Origin of the sequence: Clavibacter michiganensis (assembly GCF_002151125.1) — a bacterium.
In the GTDB taxonomy this organism is placed as follows: domain Bacteria; phylum Actinomycetota; class Actinomycetes; order Actinomycetales; family Microbacteriaceae; genus Clavibacter; species Clavibacter michiganensis_C.
Genome location: NZ_MDJZ01000015.1, coordinates 49985 through 64432, shown reverse-complemented (window position 1 = coordinate 64432; position 14448 = coordinate 49985). Strand labels below are relative to the sequence as shown.

Genomic DNA, 14448 nt, shown 5'->3' with positions numbered 1-14448 from the left:
GTGCGTCGGCGCCCGGGTGGCGTCAGCCGAGCTTCGAGTAGCGGATGCCGGACGCGTGGTACCCGCGCCGCGCGTAGAAGCGCGTGACGTTGTCGCGCGCGGCGGCGCTGGTGGCGAGGAACCGCGTCGCCCCGTGCTCGCGCGCCCAGGCCTCGTAGTGGCGGATGAGGTCGGACCCGATGCCGCCGGCCTGGCGCCCCTCGCGCACGACCAGGATGATCAGCTGCGCGATGGGCTCGTCGTCGGCGAGGCCCCACATGAGGTGCCCGCCCGCGAGCCCGGCGATCTCGCCCGCGTCGTCGCGCACGACCCAGGTCTCGTGGCCCGCCGCCGCCGTCATCCGGGAGAGCCGTGCGGCGACGCGCTCCTCATCCACCTCGTAGTCGAGCAGCCGGAGCAGCTCGACGATGACGGTCAGGTCTTCAGGCGAGGGCGTCCCGAGGGACTGGATGGCGTTGGTCACGTCCCGAGATTACCGGGCGCTCGGCGCCGCCTCGGTCAGTGGGTGGCCTGGATGGCCCGCAGCCTCTCCATCACCTGCGTGCGGAGGTCCTCCGGGGCCGCCTCCGTGCAGGCGCGCCGCACGGTGTCGCGCAGCACGACGCCGACGCGGTGCTCCCGCGCGCAGTCCGGGCAGTTCGCCATGTGCTCGCGGATGTCGGCGGCGTCCGCCTTGTCGAGCTCGTGGTGCAGGTACTCCTCGAGATCCTTCTTGGCCTTGTCGCAGCCGCAGTCGCTCATTTGGTCGCTCCAGTGAGGTGCGCGGTCGAGATGCCCCGCTCGCGCGCGTAGTCGGAAAGCAGGCTCCGCAGCATCCGGCGGCCGCGGTGCAGGCGGCTCATGACGGTGCCCACGGGAGTCTTCATGATGTCGGCGATCTCCTGGTAGGAGAAGCCCTCGACGTCAGCGAAGTAGACGGCCATCCGGAAGTCCTCCGGGATGGACTGCAGCGCGTCCTTGACGGTGCTGTCCGGGAGGTGGTCGATGGCCTCCGCCTCGGCCGAGCGCGTGGTGGTGGCCGTGGCGCTCGTCGCGCCGCCCAGCTGCCAGTCCTCGAGCTCGTCGATGGTGCCGTTGTAGGGGTCCCGCTGCTTCTTGCGGTAGTTGTTGATGAAGGTGTTCGTGAGGATCCGGTACAGCCAGGCCTTGAGGTTCGTGCCCTGCTTGAACTGGTGGAAGGCGGTGTAGGCCTTGACGAACGTCTCCTGCACCAGGTCCTGCGCGTCGGCGGGGTTGCGCGTCATGCGGAGGCCGGCGGCGTACAGCTGGTCGATGAAGGGGAGCGCCTGCTCCTCGAAGAGCTCGCGGTTGTCGCCGGGCTGGGCCTTGCGCGGCTCCTCGACCTCGGCCTGCGCGGCCTCCCGCTGGTCCGCGGCCTCCTCGGTGGAGTGCACGACGGCCTCCACGAGCTCCGCGGGCGCGGCTGCCGCGGTGGGTGCGTCGCCCCCGGTGGTGTCGGCCGGCGCGTCGTGACTGGTGTTCCCTGAAGTGGCCATCAAGGCAGATTCTACGGCGCGCACGAGCTCGACGGACGGGGCCGCCGGTGCTGTCCTCGTGATCACGGTGATCCTTCCCGGCCCGGGATCCGGGCCTGCCGGACGTCTGCCCGGTACTCTGGTGAACCCATGGAGATCTTCAGGTATTCCGGTCCGACCTTCAGCCCGTACGACGACGACCGGACCCACGCGCCCGTGCCGACGGACGACGGTCCCTGGGCCGCGCCGGTGGCCGACGGGCCGCTCGACGCGACCGTGCCGCTGCCGGGATCCAAGAGCCTGACGAACCGCGAGCTGGTGCTGTCCGCCCTCGCGGACTCCCCCTCGACGCTGCGCGCGCCTCTCCGCTCGCGGGACACGCGCCTCATGGTCGAGGCGCTGCGGTCGCTCGGCACGGTCATCGAGGAGGTCGACGGGGACGGCGCGTTCGGGCCGGACCTGCGGATCACCCCGGCCGAGCTCGCGGGCGGCGTCACCATCGAGTGCGGCCTCGCCGGCACCGTGATGCGCTTCCTCCCGCCGGTAGCCGCGCTGGCCTTGGGGCCCGTCTCCTTCGACGGCGATCCGAGCGCCCGGCGCCGCCCGATGTCCGGCACCATCGAGGCACTCCGGGCCCTCGGGGTGGACGTCAACGACGACGGGCGACGCGCGCTGCCGTTCAGCCTCTACGGGACGGGCGAGGTGCCGGGCGGCGAGATCGCCATCGACGCGTCCGCCTCCAGCCAGTTCGTCTCCGGCCTCCTGCTCGCCGCGCCCCGGTTCGCCCAGGGACTTCGGCTCCGGCACACGGGAGCGACGCTGCCGAGCATGCCGCACATCGAGATGACCATCCGCACGCTCGCGGAGCGCGGCGTGGTGGTCGAGAGCCCGGAGCCCGGGCTGTGGATCGTGCCGCCCTCCCCGATCGCCGGCCGCGACGTGCGGATCGAGCCCGACCTCTCGAACGCCGCGCCGTTCCTCGCCGCGGCGATCGTCGCGGGCGGGCGGGTCGCCGTCCCCGGCTGGCCCGCGGAGACGACGCAGGTCGGCGCCGACCTCGCGCACCTGCTCCCGCGGTTCGGCGCGACCGTCACGCGCGAGGGCGGCGCGCTCGTCGTCGACGGCGGCCCGGGGCTCGCCGCGGGCGGGCGCATCCCCGGCGTCGACCTCGACCTCAGCACCGGCGGCGAGCTCGCGCCCGCGCTGGTCGCGCTCGCGGCCCTCGCCGACGGACCCAGCCGCATCACCGGCATCGGGCACCTGCGCGGGCACGAGACCGATCGCCTCGCGGCGCTGGCCGCGGAGATCACCGGTCTCGGCGGATCCGTCACCGAGCTGGAGGACGGCCTCGCCATCTCCCCGGCCCCGCTCCACGGCGGCCCGTGGCGCGCCTACGAGGACCACCGCATGGCGACCGCGGGCGCGATCGTCGGCCTCGCCGTGCCCGGCGTGGAGATCGACGACATCGGCACGACCGCGAAGACGCTGCCCGAGTTCCCGGAGCTGTGGCTCGGGCCGCTCCTCGGCCGCGCGCCGCGTGCCGCCGACGACCCGCTCGCCCTCGGCGGCATCACCGGGCCGGGCGCCGTGGGCGGCCTCGGCGGGATCCTGTGAGCTGGCTCGCGGATCCCGAGCAGGACGACGGCGTCTGGGACGCCTACGACGAGTCCTCGGTGCGCGTGCGCCCCAACCCCAAGGGCAACAAGCCGCGCAGCAAGCAGCGTCCCGGGCACACCGATGCGGTCGAGGGCCGCGTGCTGACCGTCGACCGCGGGCGCTTCGGCGTGCTCGTGGGCGAGGACACCCCCGACGAGCACACGCTGACCGCGACGCGCGCCCGGGAGCTCGGCAAGAAGGCCGTCGTCACCAACGACCGGGTCGACATCGTGGGCGACACCTCGGGCGACGAGGGCAGCCTGTCCCGCATCGTCCGCATCGCGCCGCGGCGCACGCTGCTGCGCCGCAGCGCCGACGACTCCGACGCCGTGGAGCGCGTGATCGTGGCCAACGCCGACCAGATGCTGATCGTCGTCGCCGCCGCCGAGCCCGAGCCGCGCGCGCGCCTGGTCGACCGCTACCTCGTGGCCGCTTTCGACGCGGGGATCCAGCCGATCCTCTGCATCACCAAGTCCGACGTCGCGGATCCCGCTCCCTTCGCCGCCCACTTCCGCGTGCTCGACGTGCCCGTGGTCCTCAGCCGCTCGGACGACGTGCCGCTGGACGAGCTGCGCGCCCTGCTGGCCGACCGGACGACCGTCGCCGTCGGGCACTCGGGCGTCGGCAAGTCCACGCTCGTCAACGCGCTCGTGCCGGACGCGAGGCGCGCCACGGGCGTCGTCAACCAGGTCACGGGGCGCGGCCGCCACACCTCCAGCTCGACCGTGTCCATGCGCGTCGAGACGGGCGACGGCGGGCACGGATGGATCATCGACACCCCCGGCGTCCGCTCGTTCGGCCTCGGGCACGTGGATCCCGCCAACATCCTCCGCTCGTTCGCCAGCTACGCGCACCTGCCCGAGGGCGAGCCGCCGGGCGGGATCCCGCTGACCGAGGCGCACGACTGGGAGATCGTCGACCGGGTCGAGGCGGGCGAGCTCGGCGACGCCGGGCGCGAGCGCCTCCACTCCCTGCAGCACCTCGTCGCGAACCGCTCCGACGCGGGCAAGGCGGAGTGACCGGGCGGGGCGGGACCGATCGCTAGGCTCTCCCCCGTGGCCTCCGAACCCCTGCACTCCCTGTCGACCGACCTGCGGCTCGCGAGGGAGCTGGCCGACATGGCCGACGCCATCTCGCTCGACCGGTTCCGTTCCGCCGACCTCGCCGTCGAGACGAAGGCCGACGACAGCTGGGTCACCGACGCCGACATGTCCGTCGAGCGGGCGATCCGCGCCGGGATCGCCGACAGCCGCCCGCACGACAGCGTGCTCGGCGAGGAGTACGGCACGTCCGGCTCGTCGTCGAGGCAGTGGATCGTCGACCCGATCGACGGCACCTCGAACTTCGCGCGCGGCGTGCCCGTCTGGGGCACCCTCATCGCGCTCGCGGTCGACGGCGTCCCCGTGGTGGGAGTCGTCAGCGCACCCGCGCTCGGCCGCCGCTGGTGGGGCGCGACCGGCCTCGGCGCCTACGTCGACGACACGCTCGGCCAGGCCACCACCTCTCAGGAGCGGCGGATCCGCGTCTCCGACGTCGACCGGCTCGAGGACGCGTCCATGAGCGTCGCGGGCGTGCAGCGCTGGCGCGACGCGGACCGCCTCGACGAGCTGCTCGACCTCTCCGCCCGCGTGAAGCGGTCGCGCGACTTCGGCGACATGTGGGCGTACATGCTGCTCGCCGAGGGACTCGTCGACATCGCGGGCGAGCACGACCTCAAGCCGTACGACATGGCCGCGCTCATCCCCGTGATCGAGGAGGCGGGCGGTCGCTTCACGTCGATCGACGGCGGGGCCGGGCCCTGGCACGGATCCGCGCTCGCCACCAACGGGCGCCTGCACGACGCCGTGCTGGCGGTCGTCGCGCGCTGAGCCCGGCCGCGCTGAACCCGGCCGTGCGGAGCCCGCTCAGGCGGTGGCGGCGCGCTCCCGGCGGCGCCGGCGCTGGCCGAGGTCGACCAGCCCGAGCGCGAGGGCCACGGCGACCAGCGCGATCGTCACGAGGAAGCCGTTGCGGAACCCGTCGTGGTACACGGCGAGGCTCGCCTCCGCGCCCCCGGAGGCCTCCGCGTAGAGGGTGCTGAAGAACACGGCCGACGCGGCGGCGACGCCCACGGCGGTGCCGACGCGCTGGCCGACCTGCGCCATGGATCCGGCGACGCCGCCCTCCGTGACGGGGATCTCGGCGAGCGTGAGCGTCTGGTTCGGCGAGATCACGAAGCCCGCGCCGACGCCCGCGACGAGCATGGCCGCGGCCATCGCCCACGGCGTCGCCTCCTGCGGCGTGAGCACGGCGGCCAGGAGCAGCAGCGTGATCCCGACCGCGACGATCGCGAGGCCGATCACGACGAGCTGCCGGCCGAGCCGGGAGACGAGGCGCCCGCCGATCCACGCGGTGACCGCCGACGAGAGGGCGAACGGGATGCTGACCATGCCCGCGAACACGGGCGCGAGGCCGAGCCCCTGCTGGAGGTACAGCGTGGTGAGCAGGAACACGGCCGGGATCGCCGCGAAGTAGGCGGTCGCGATGAGGATCCCGTTGCGGTACGACGACAGCCGGAAGAGCGCGAAGTGGACCACGGGCGACTTGCCCGAGCGCTCGTAGCGCCGCTCCCAGGCGACGAAGAGAGCCCCGGCGACCACCGCCGCCGCGAGCCAGATCCACCGCAGCGGGTCGTCGTCGGGACCGCCCGTCGTGAGGACGAAGGGCAGCATGAGCGAGAACGTGGCGATCGCCAGGAGCACCACGCCGACGGGGTCGAGGCCCGCCTTCGTCTGGGGCCGCGCCTGCCTCCGCGGCAGCAGCTTGAGCGCGAACGCGATGGCGACGATGCCGAGCGGGATGTTCATCCAGAACAGCAGCCGCCAGCCGTCCTCGGGGCCGCCGAGCTGGATCAGCAGGCCGCCGAGCGTCGGCCCGAACGCCGTGGAGATGCCGACGACGGCGCCGAACAGGCCGAAGGCGCGCGCCCGCTCCTCCCCCTGGAAGAGCTGCTGGATGAGGCCGAGCACCTGCGGCATCTGGATGCCGGCGGCGACGCCCTGCAGGATCCGCGCCACCACGAGGGTCTTCACGTCCGGCGCGATGGCGCAGAGGAGGCTCGCGACGGTGAAGGAGCTGAGGCCGACCACGAACATGAGCCGGCGGCTGCGGATGTCGCCGAGGCGGCCGGCGGGCACGAGGGCCAGGCCGAAGGCGAGGGCGTAGCCGGCGACGATGAGCTGCAGGTCGGTGGATCCGGCGCCGAGCGACTCCTCGATCGACGGGAGGCCGACGTTGACCTTCGAGAGGTCGAGGATGGTGAGGGCGGCGACGCCGACGCAGACCCAGAAGGCCTGCCAGCGGGTGCGTTCCTGGTCGTCGGTCGGGGTCGTGCCCGCGGTGGTGCGTCCGGTCATGAGGTATCGAATCCCATACACGGGCTATGTATTCCCGCTCCCGTGAGCGCGGGCGGCCTGCCCCGGACCAGCTTGCTCCTCATGCGAGGGGGTCGTCCGGCGTGTCCCTATGCTGAACAGCGAGCCAACAGCGACCGCCGCAACGGGCCGCCGGGGATCCCGCTCCTAGTGTGGGGACTCCGTGCCGGTCCGGCGCGACCGCCCGCGAGCACACCGACGTGCTCACTCCGAGAGGACACCATGAAGAACCGCGCCCGCCGTCTCACCTCCTCGCTCGCCGCCGTGGTCGCGGCCGGGCTCGCCCTCAGCGGATGCGGGTCGGCGGCCGACGGCGGCTCGGCGGATCCCGCGGTCTCCCCCGCCACCGGCGACACCCTCATCGTCTACACGAACTCCAACGGCGACGGGCGCGGCGACTGGGTCACGGCGGAGGCGGCGAAGGCGGGCTTCGACATCCAGATCGTGGGCCTCGGCGGCGCCGACCTCGCGAACCGCATCGTCGCGGAGAAGAACAACCCCGTCGGGGACGTGGTGTTCGGCCTCAACAACATGTACTTCGAGAACCTCAAGGCCGAGGACGCGATCACCGCGTACACGCCGGCGTGGTCGGGCGAGGTGGACCAGGCCTCCGGAGACCCCGAGGACGGCGCCTACTGGCCGCTCGTGGAACAGGCCATCGTCACGGTGCACGACGCGAAGCAGACGTCGGGCGGCGACGTGCCGGAGGACGTCACCGACCTCTACTCCTCGGAGTACGAGGGGAAGTACGAGGTCAACACGCGCCTGGGCGAGGCGACGCCGCAGCTCATCCTCGCGGGCCTGCTCGCGCCGTACGAGGACGAGGACGGCGACCTCGGCATCAGCGACGCGGGCTGGAAGGTCGTCGAGGACTACTTCGCCGACGGATCCCCCGCGGTCGAGGGCACCGACCTGTACGCCCGCCTCTCCCGCGGCGAGGTCTCCTTCGGCACGCTCGCCTCGAGCGGCATCGCGGCGCGCGACGCGCAGTACGGCACCACCACCGAGGTCGTCCCCGCGAAGGCCGGCGTCCCGTTCGTGACCGAGCAGATCGCCGAGATCGCCGGCACGAAGAAGGAGGAGCGCGCCCGCGCGTTCATCGACTGGTTCGGCAGCGCCGACGTGCAGGGCGCGTTCGCCGAGGAGTTCTCCAGCTACCCCGTCAACAGGATCGCGCGCGAGAAGGCGCTGCCCGCCGTGACGGAGCTCATCGAGTCGCTCGACAAGCAGGACGTCGACTACGGCTTCGTGCGGGAGCACATCGCCGACTGGGTCGAGAAGACCGAGCTGGAGTACCTGCCCTGATGATCCGCTTCGACGACGTCGAGGTGAGGTTCGGCGAGCAGGTGGCGATCCCGGGGCTCGACCTGGAGATCCACGAGGGCGAGTTCTTCACCCTCCTCGGGCCCTCCGGCTGCGGGAAGACCACGGCGCTCCGGACCCTCGCGGGCTTCGTCGACCCGAGCCGCGGCGACGTCGTCATCGACGGTCAGGTCGCGACGCGGCTGCCGAGCGAGAAGCGCCGCGTCGGCATGGTCTTCCAGAACTACGCGCTCTTCCCCAGCATGTCGGTGCGGCAGAACATGGCCTTCGGCCTCACCGTGCGGAAGGCCGGCAAGGCGGAGACCGAGCGGCTGGTGAGCGCGATGGCCGACCAGGTCGAGCTGAGCGCCGCCCAGCTCGACAAGAACGTGGCCGAGCTCTCCGGCGGGCAGCAGCAGCGCGTCGCCATCGCGCGCGCGCTCGTGCTGGAGCCGCGGATACTGCTGCTCGACGAGCCGCTGTCGAACCTCGACGCGAAGCTGCGCGTGCAGCTGCGCGACCAGCTGAAGGGCCTGCAGTCCCGGCTCGGGATCACGACGGTCTACGTCACGCACGACCAGGAGGAGGCGCTCACCATGAGCGACCGCATCGCCGTCTTCGACGCGGGGCGGATCGAGCAGGTCGGCACCCCGGAGGACATCTACGACCGCTCGGCGACCGAGTTCGTCGCGACCTTCGTCGGCGCGATCAACGCGCTCGGGCCCTCGACGGTCGCCCGCCTCCGCGACGCCGGCGCGACGGACCTCGACGCCTCGGGCCGCGCGTACGTGCGCCGCGAGCGCGTGTCGGTGGCCGCCCGCGACGCGGCCTCCGCGGATCCGGGCCGCGTGCGCATCGACGGCGTGGTCGCCGAGCGCACCTACCACGGCTCCCACAGCACCTACCGGATCGACCTCGGGGACGACGCCATCGAGGCGCTCGTCGCCGAGACGGGCGCGGCGCCGCTGGCGCCCGGCGCCGAGGTGGTCGTGGGCATCGACCCGGCCGCGATCCTGCAGTACCGGTCGTAGCCGTGCGCACCCCGGTCCGCGCCCTGCTGCGCTCCCCGCTCGGCGTCGTGGTGCTCATCGCCGCGCTGTGGTTCGTCGTCACGTTCCTGGTGTTCCCGAACGCGAACCTGCTCGTCACGACCTTCTTCCCCGACGGCTCGTTCAGCGGCCGGGCGCTCGAGAAGCTCGTCAGCTCCGACCGGGCGATGCGCAGCGTCGGCAACAGCCTCCTGCTCGCGGTGACCCTCGCCGTCACCGTGAACGTGGTCGGCATCTTCATCGTGCTGGTGACCGAGTACTTCGTCGTCCGCGGATCCCGCGTCCTCTGGCTCGGCTACGCGACGACGCTCATCTACGGCGGCATCGTCCTGGCGGCCGGCTACAACTTCATCTACGGCCGCTACGGGTTCGTCACGGCCATCGCGCAGCGCGCGTTCCCCGACCTCGACCCCGACTGGTTCTCCGGCTACTTCGCGGTCGTCATCGTGATGACCTTCGCCACCACCACGAACCACATGCTGTTCCTCCGCTCGTCGCTCGCGGCGATCGACCACCAGACCATCGAGGCCGCGCGCAGCATGGGCGCCGGCACCGGCCGCATCCTCTTCCGCATCGTCCTCCCGGCCCTGCGGCCGATGATCTTCGCGGTCACCGTCCTCACGTTCCTCACCGGCCTGGGGGCGCTCACCGCTCCCCTCGTGCTCGGCGGCACGGGCTTCCAGACGGTCGCGCCGATGATCGTCACGTTCTCCAAGAGCACGAGCTCCCGCGACCTCGCGGCCCTGCTCGCGATCGTGCTGGGCGTCGCGACCATCGTCCTGCTGGCGATCATGAACCGCGTCGAGAAGTCGGGCGTCTACTTCTCGGTCGCGAAGGTCGCGACGCCGTTGCAGAAGCAGCGCATCCGGAACCCGATCGTCAACGGCGTGGTGCACGTGGTCGCGTACGCGCTGTTCGTGGTCTACGCGCTCCCCGTGATCCTCATCGTGCTGTTCTCGTTCCTCGACTCGAAGAGCGTGCAGACGGGCACCATCACGCTCGACTCCTTCACGCTGCGGAACTACGCGACGGTGCTCGGATCCCCCGACGTGCTCCGGCCCTTCATCGTGAGCCTCGTCTACAGCGCGCTGGCCGCCGTGATCGTCGTGGCGGGCCTCCTGTTCGTCTCGCGCATGATCCAGCGGAACCGCAACTGGGTCACCTCGACGCTGGAGTACCTGCTGCACATCCCGTGGATCCTCCCCACGATCCTCATCGCGCTGGCGCTCCTGCAGACCTTCGACCGGCCGCAGCCGCTCATCGGCGGGCAGGTGCTCACGGGCACGACCTGGCTGCTCCTCGTGGCGTACATCATCGTCAAGGTGCCGTTCACGCTGCGCCTCCTGAAGGCGGCGTTCGCGAGCGTGCCGCAGTCGCTCGAGGACGCGGCGCGCATCCTCGGCGCGCGCTCCCTCACCACGTTCCGGCGCGTGCTGGTGCCGCTCGTGATCCCCACGGTCGCCGCCATCACGGCGCTCAACTTCAACAGCCTGCTCGACGACTACGACGCGGCGGTGTTCCTCTACCAGCCGCTGTACGAGCCGCTCGGCATCGCCATCAAGGCGAGCACCGAGGGCGAGGCCAACCTCGACTCGATGAGCATCACGTTCGTCTACACGGTGCTGCTCATGATCATCATGGGGCTCACGATGTACCTCGTCTACGGGCGCTCGGGCGGCCGGAAGCGCCGCCGCGGCCGCACGGCGTCGCCCGCGGTGGAGACGACCGCCCCGGCCCTCGCCACGAGCGACCCGGGGGCTCCCGCACCGGCGGCTCCCCGCGCGCCGGTCGGCTGAGCCGGGCCCGGACGCACGAGAGGCCCCGTCCGGGTGGACGGGGCCTCTCGTCTGCCGGACGGATCCGGCGTCTCGACGAGCGTGGGACATGCGACGCGATGGTGGAGATGCGGGGAATCGAACCCCGGTCCACTGCTGTAATCCTGCGCCTTCTACGGGTGTATCCAGGAAAGGCGTCCTGCTCGGCCCCGGAACTTGCTCCTGGCATCTGATCCGACGGGCCCAGCCTCAGTTCGAGTCCCGCGCGGCCCTGAGGCACGACCGCGCAGCGAGCTCCCTTTTCTGACGCCGACTTACCGGTTAGAGAGCATCCCCGGGTCGACGGTCCTGTTAGTTCGCTCGCTTAGGCAGCGAGAGCGAAGGACGACTGCTTGTTATTGGCAGTTGTATTTTGCAGAGAGCGTTTACGAGATAGCCCTGCATCCTCGACCCGCTTCTCGCAGTCATTCAGGCAATGTCGAAACCGATCATCCCCATGAACGGCCCAGCGCCTCGAGAGGCGCCCGAGCCGGGTCGCATGTTCCACGCTGTCGAGTTGTCAATCGCCGGTCGGTTCCGCGACGAGCCCTCCATGTTACCCCACCGATGCCGGGCGCACCACCGGGAGGGGCGGGCCTACTCGCCGAGGCGGCGGTGGGACGACATCGCCCGGTCCGCCTCGCGCTTGTCCTGGCGCTCGCGGAGCGTCTGGCGCTTGTCGTACTCCTTCTTGCCCTTCGCGATGGCGAGCTCGACCTTGGCCCGGCCGTCCACGAAGTAGAGCTGCAGCGGGACGACCGTGTAGCCGCCCTCCTTCACCTTGGAGTGGATCTTGAGGATCTGCTCCTTGTGCAGGAGGAGCTTGCGCTTGCGCCTGACGGGGTGGTTGTTCCAAGTCCCCTGGTTGTACTCGGGGATGTGCACCGCATCCAGCCACGCCTCGCCCGCGTCGACGAAGGCGTACCCGTCGACCAGCGACGCGCGACCCTGCCGGAGCGACTTGACCTCGGTGCCCGTGAGCACGAGGCCGGCCTCGTAGGTCGACTCGATGGTGTAGTCGTGGCGCGCCTTGCGGTTGGTCGCCACCACCTTCTCGCCACGTTCCCTGGGCACGGTGGTCTCCTCGATGATGCGGGGTGGATCCGCCCGGAACCGGGCAGCCCATCAGTCTACCGGAGGATCAGATCCTCAGGTAGCGGCTGATGGCGAAGTTGGCCGATACGGCCGCGAGCACCACGCCGACGCCCAGCAGTATCGGCACCACGAGCAGCGCGTCGTCCATGTTCACGAGCGATATCGACGTGAGCCGACTGCTCAGGAAGCCCTGGACGAAGAACCGCACGAGCGCCACCGTCGCGGCGCTCGCGAGCACCGACCCGATGAGCGCGGCGAACACGCCCTCGAGGATGAACGGGGTCTGGATGAAGCGGTTCGACGCCCCGACCAGCCTCATGATGCCCAGCTCCCGTCTCCGCGAGAACGCGGACAGGCGGATGGTGGTGGCGATCAGGAGGGCCGCGGCGACCAGCATCAGCCCCGCGATGCCCACGGCGGTGAGGCTGGCGGCGTTGAGGATCGAGAAGATCTGGTCGAGGTACTGCCGCTGGTCCGTCACGTTCTCGACGCCGGCGAGGCCGGACAGGCTGTCGCTCAGGATGTCGGACTTCGACGGGTCCTTGAGGTTCACCCAGAAGGCCTCGTTGAGGAACTCCGGCTGCACGAGCTCGGTGACGGGATCGCCCTTGAACTGCTCCTGGAAGTTCGCGTACGCGGTGTCCTGGTCCTCGAAGTAGTACCTGTCGATGAAGGGCGCGAGCGTCTCGCTGTCGAGCCGCTCCTTGACCGCGTCGATCTGCTCCTGGGTGGCCTTGCCGTTGACGCACGTCTCGCTCGGCACCGACGTGTCGGTGCAGAAGTCGATGGCGACCTGCGCGCGGTCGTACCAGTAGTTCTTCATCTGCCCGATCTGCATCTGCAGCAGCACGGCGGCGCCCACGAACGTGAGCGAGATGAAGGTGACGAGCACGACCGAGACGACCATGCTGACGTTCCGACGCAGGCCGTGGCCGACCTCGGAGAGGACGAGTCCGATTCTCATCGCGTGGGCCCCACATCCTGCGCGCCGGTGTCGTCCGGCTGCTCTCCTCGGGCGCGGAGGCCCAGCTTCTCGGCCAGGCCGAGCTCAGCGAGCTCGGCGTCGTCACGTCCGGCGGCTGGCGCGGATCCGCCCTCGCCGTCGGACAGGTCGGGCAGGCGGATCACGCCGGTGCCCTCGGGGAGCCTGCGGATGGATCCGGTGCTCGGGGCCGCGGGGGCCGCTCCCCCGCCGTTGCGCCGGCTGGGTGGGGTCGGGGGCGCCGGTGGGGCGTCGTCGACCGCCGCGGGAGCGGGTGCGGGATCCGCGGGCTCGGGCTGGCGCACGACCGGGATGGCCCGGGAGGGAGCCTGCTCGACGGACTCGGGCCGGGCGGGCGCGACGGGACGCTCGGGCTCCACGGGACGCTCGCGCTCAGCGGGCTGCTCGCGCTCCACGGGCTGCTCGGGGGCGGGATCCACCCGTGCGGCCTCGGCGAAGGCCGACGGCGCGTACACCGGGGCGTCCTCGCGCTCCGCACCCGGGCGACCCTGCGGGTCGGCGGGCTCGGCGCCCTGGACGGCGGGCGTCGCGGGGGTGATCGGCGACGCCTCGGGCGTGGCCGTCCGGGCGGGCGGGGAGACGGGAGCCGCGGCCTCGGCCGACGCGCCCTCCCCCGCCGTCTTCGTCTTCGGCGCGGCCTTGGGAGCCTTCTTCGCGGCCTTCGCGGCGGCGGCCTCGCGGGCCGCCTCCTCCTTGGCGCGCGCCTTCTCGTCCGCGCGCCGCTGCTTGTCTCGGCGGGCCTTCTCCCGGCGCTCCGCGGCGTTCGCGGGCTCGGCGGGAGCGGTCGGCCGCGTCGGCGCGGGGAGCGGCGCGGCGGGGACGAACACGGGGGTGGGCGCGGCCACGGGCGGGTGCTCGGGATTCACGCCCACCGGGTTCTCGGCCGTGCGGGGGAGGTCGATGGCGGAGGTCTGGTACTGGCCGCCGACCTCGTCGCGGACGACCTCGCCGCCGATCAGCTCGATGACGCGCTTCTGCATCTGGTCGACGATGCCGGAGTCGTGCGTGGCCATGATCACCGTGGTGCCGTTGGCGTTGATCCGCTCGAGCACCTGCATGATGCCGGCGCTGGTCAGCGGGTCCAGGTTGCCGGTCGGCTCGTCGGCCAGGAGGACGGCCGGCTTGTTCACGACGGCGCGGGCGATGGCGACGCGCTGCTGCTCGCCGCCGGAGAGCTCGTGCGGGAGGCGCTGCTCCTTGCCCTGCAGGCCCACCATGGCGAGCACGTCGGGGACGGCCTCCTGGATGAAGCCGCGCGACTTGCCGATCACCTGGAGGGTGAAGGCGACGTTGTCGAACACCGACTTGTTCGGGAGCAGCCGGAAGTCCTGGAACACCACCCCCAGGCTGCGCCGGTAGTAGGGGACCTTGCGGCTCGACAGCTGGTTCAGCTGCTGGCCCAGGACGTGGATCGTCCCTTGCGTGGGCCGGTCCTCCTTGAGCACGAGACGCAGGAAGCTGGACTTGCCGGACCCGGACGCGCCCACGAGGAAGACGAACTCCCCCCGCAGGATCTCGAGGTCGACGGAGCTCAGCGCCGGTCGGGGGTTGCCGGGATACACCTTGGATACGTGGTCGAACCTGATCATGTCGGTACGACCCTAGGCACCGGAGGGGTCATTCGCCGCATCGACTCACCGC

The 14448-nt window shown here is 71.7% G+C and carries 13 protein-coding genes and 1 other RNA gene; 6 read left to right on the top strand and 8 right to left on the bottom strand.

The genetic code is table 11. The features are described 5' to 3' along the window. Positions 1-22 precede the first annotated feature (22 nt). From BFL37_RS08145 to BFL37_RS08135, 3 genes are read right to left on the bottom strand one after another with little or no spacing between them, the layout of a single operon-like run. On the bottom strand, positions 23-463 hold the full coding sequence (locus BFL37_RS08145; RefSeq protein WP_086514636.1) for a GNAT family N-acetyltransferase: 441 nt from the start codon (positions 461-463) through the stop codon (positions 23-25). 35 nt (positions 464-498) lie between these two features. Further along, the gene (rsrA, locus tag BFL37_RS08140; protein WP_043672716.1) at positions 499-741 is read right to left on the bottom strand and encodes a mycothiol system anti-sigma-R factor; all 243 of its coding nucleotides are present in this window, start codon (positions 739-741) and stop codon (positions 499-501) included. Next, positions 738-1496, bottom strand: a complete 759-nt coding sequence (locus BFL37_RS08135; RefSeq protein ID WP_277620512.1) for a sigma-70 family RNA polymerase sigma factor — start codon at positions 1494-1496, stop codon at positions 738-740. Before BFL37_RS08135 ends, rsrA begins: the two co-directional genes overlap by 4 nt. Before the next feature lie 129 nt (positions 1497-1625). Between BFL37_RS08135 and aroA the strand changes: the two genes are divergently transcribed. Genes aroA through BFL37_RS08120 form a run of 3 tightly spaced genes read left to right on the top strand, consistent with a single transcriptional unit; the run spans position 1626 to position 4999 of the window. Then, a complete protein-coding gene (aroA, locus tag BFL37_RS08130; protein WP_086514635.1) occupies positions 1626-3089 on the top strand; it encodes a 3-phosphoshikimate 1-carboxyvinyltransferase in 1464 nt (487 codons plus the stop codon). Next, positions 3086-4150 (top strand): ribosome small subunit-dependent GTPase A, encoded by a 1065-nt coding sequence (rsgA, locus tag BFL37_RS08125; protein ID WP_086514634.1) that lies wholly within the window; start codon positions 3086-3088, stop codon positions 4148-4150. Before aroA ends, rsgA begins: the two co-directional genes overlap by 4 nt. 36 nt (positions 4151-4186) lie before the next feature. Next, entirely contained in the window at positions 4187-4999 is an 813-nt protein-coding gene (locus tag BFL37_RS08120) for an inositol monophosphatase family protein (RefSeq protein ID WP_086514633.1), read from the top strand. 36 nt (positions 5000-5035) lie between these two features. Here the strand turns inward: BFL37_RS08120 and BFL37_RS08115 are convergent, their stop codons facing one another. Continuing rightward, positions 5036-6526, bottom strand: a complete 1491-nt coding sequence (locus tag BFL37_RS08115) for an MFS transporter (protein WP_086514632.1) — start codon at positions 6524-6526, stop codon at positions 5036-5038. A gap of 240 nt (positions 6527-6766) precedes the next feature. Between BFL37_RS08115 and BFL37_RS08110 the strand changes: the two genes are divergently transcribed. The 3 genes from BFL37_RS08110 to BFL37_RS08100 are packed head-to-tail and all read left to right on the top strand — an operon-like array spanning position 6767 to position 10691. Continuing rightward, complete coding sequence (locus tag BFL37_RS08110) at positions 6767-7849, top strand: extracellular solute-binding protein (RefSeq protein ID WP_086514631.1); 1083 nt, start codon at positions 6767-6769, stop codon at positions 7847-7849. After that, positions 7849-8877 carry an ABC transporter ATP-binding protein gene (locus BFL37_RS08105; protein WP_086514630.1) on the top strand — a complete coding sequence of 343 codons (1029 nt, stop codon included), beginning with the start codon at positions 7849-7851 and terminating at the stop codon, positions 8875-8877. The genes BFL37_RS08110 and BFL37_RS08105 overlap by 1 nt, the downstream gene beginning before the upstream one ends. A 2-nt stretch (positions 8878-8879) precedes the next feature. Then, on the top strand, positions 8880-10691 hold the full coding sequence (locus BFL37_RS08100; RefSeq protein ID WP_086514629.1) for an ABC transporter permease: 1812 nt from the start codon (positions 8880-8882) through the stop codon (positions 10689-10691). A 99-nt stretch (positions 10692-10790) separates the two neighbouring features. On the opposite strand, the gene ssrA is transcribed toward BFL37_RS08100, so the two are convergent. The 4 genes from ssrA to ftsE form a co-directional block, all read right to left on the bottom strand. Then, positions 10791-11166, bottom strand: a transfer-messenger RNA (tmRNA) gene (gene ssrA, locus BFL37_RS08095). Positions 11167-11306: 140 nt separating this feature from the next. Then, on the bottom strand, positions 11307-11783 hold the full coding sequence (gene smpB / locus BFL37_RS08090) for an SsrA-binding protein SmpB (RefSeq protein WP_012037997.1): 477 nt from the start codon (positions 11781-11783) through the stop codon (positions 11307-11309). Between the two features lie 67 nt (positions 11784-11850). Beyond that, positions 11851-12768 carry a permease-like cell division protein FtsX gene (gene ftsX, locus BFL37_RS08085; protein ID WP_086514628.1) on the bottom strand — a complete coding sequence of 306 codons (918 nt, stop codon included), beginning with the start codon at positions 12766-12768 and terminating at the stop codon, positions 11851-11853. Beyond that, the gene (gene ftsE, locus BFL37_RS14850) at positions 12765-14396 is read right to left on the bottom strand and encodes a cell division ATP-binding protein FtsE (RefSeq protein ID WP_086514627.1); all 1632 of its coding nucleotides are present in this window, start codon (positions 14394-14396) and stop codon (positions 12765-12767) included. Before ftsE ends, ftsX begins: the two co-directional genes overlap by 4 nt. Between the last annotated feature and the right edge of the window lie 52 nt (positions 14397-14448).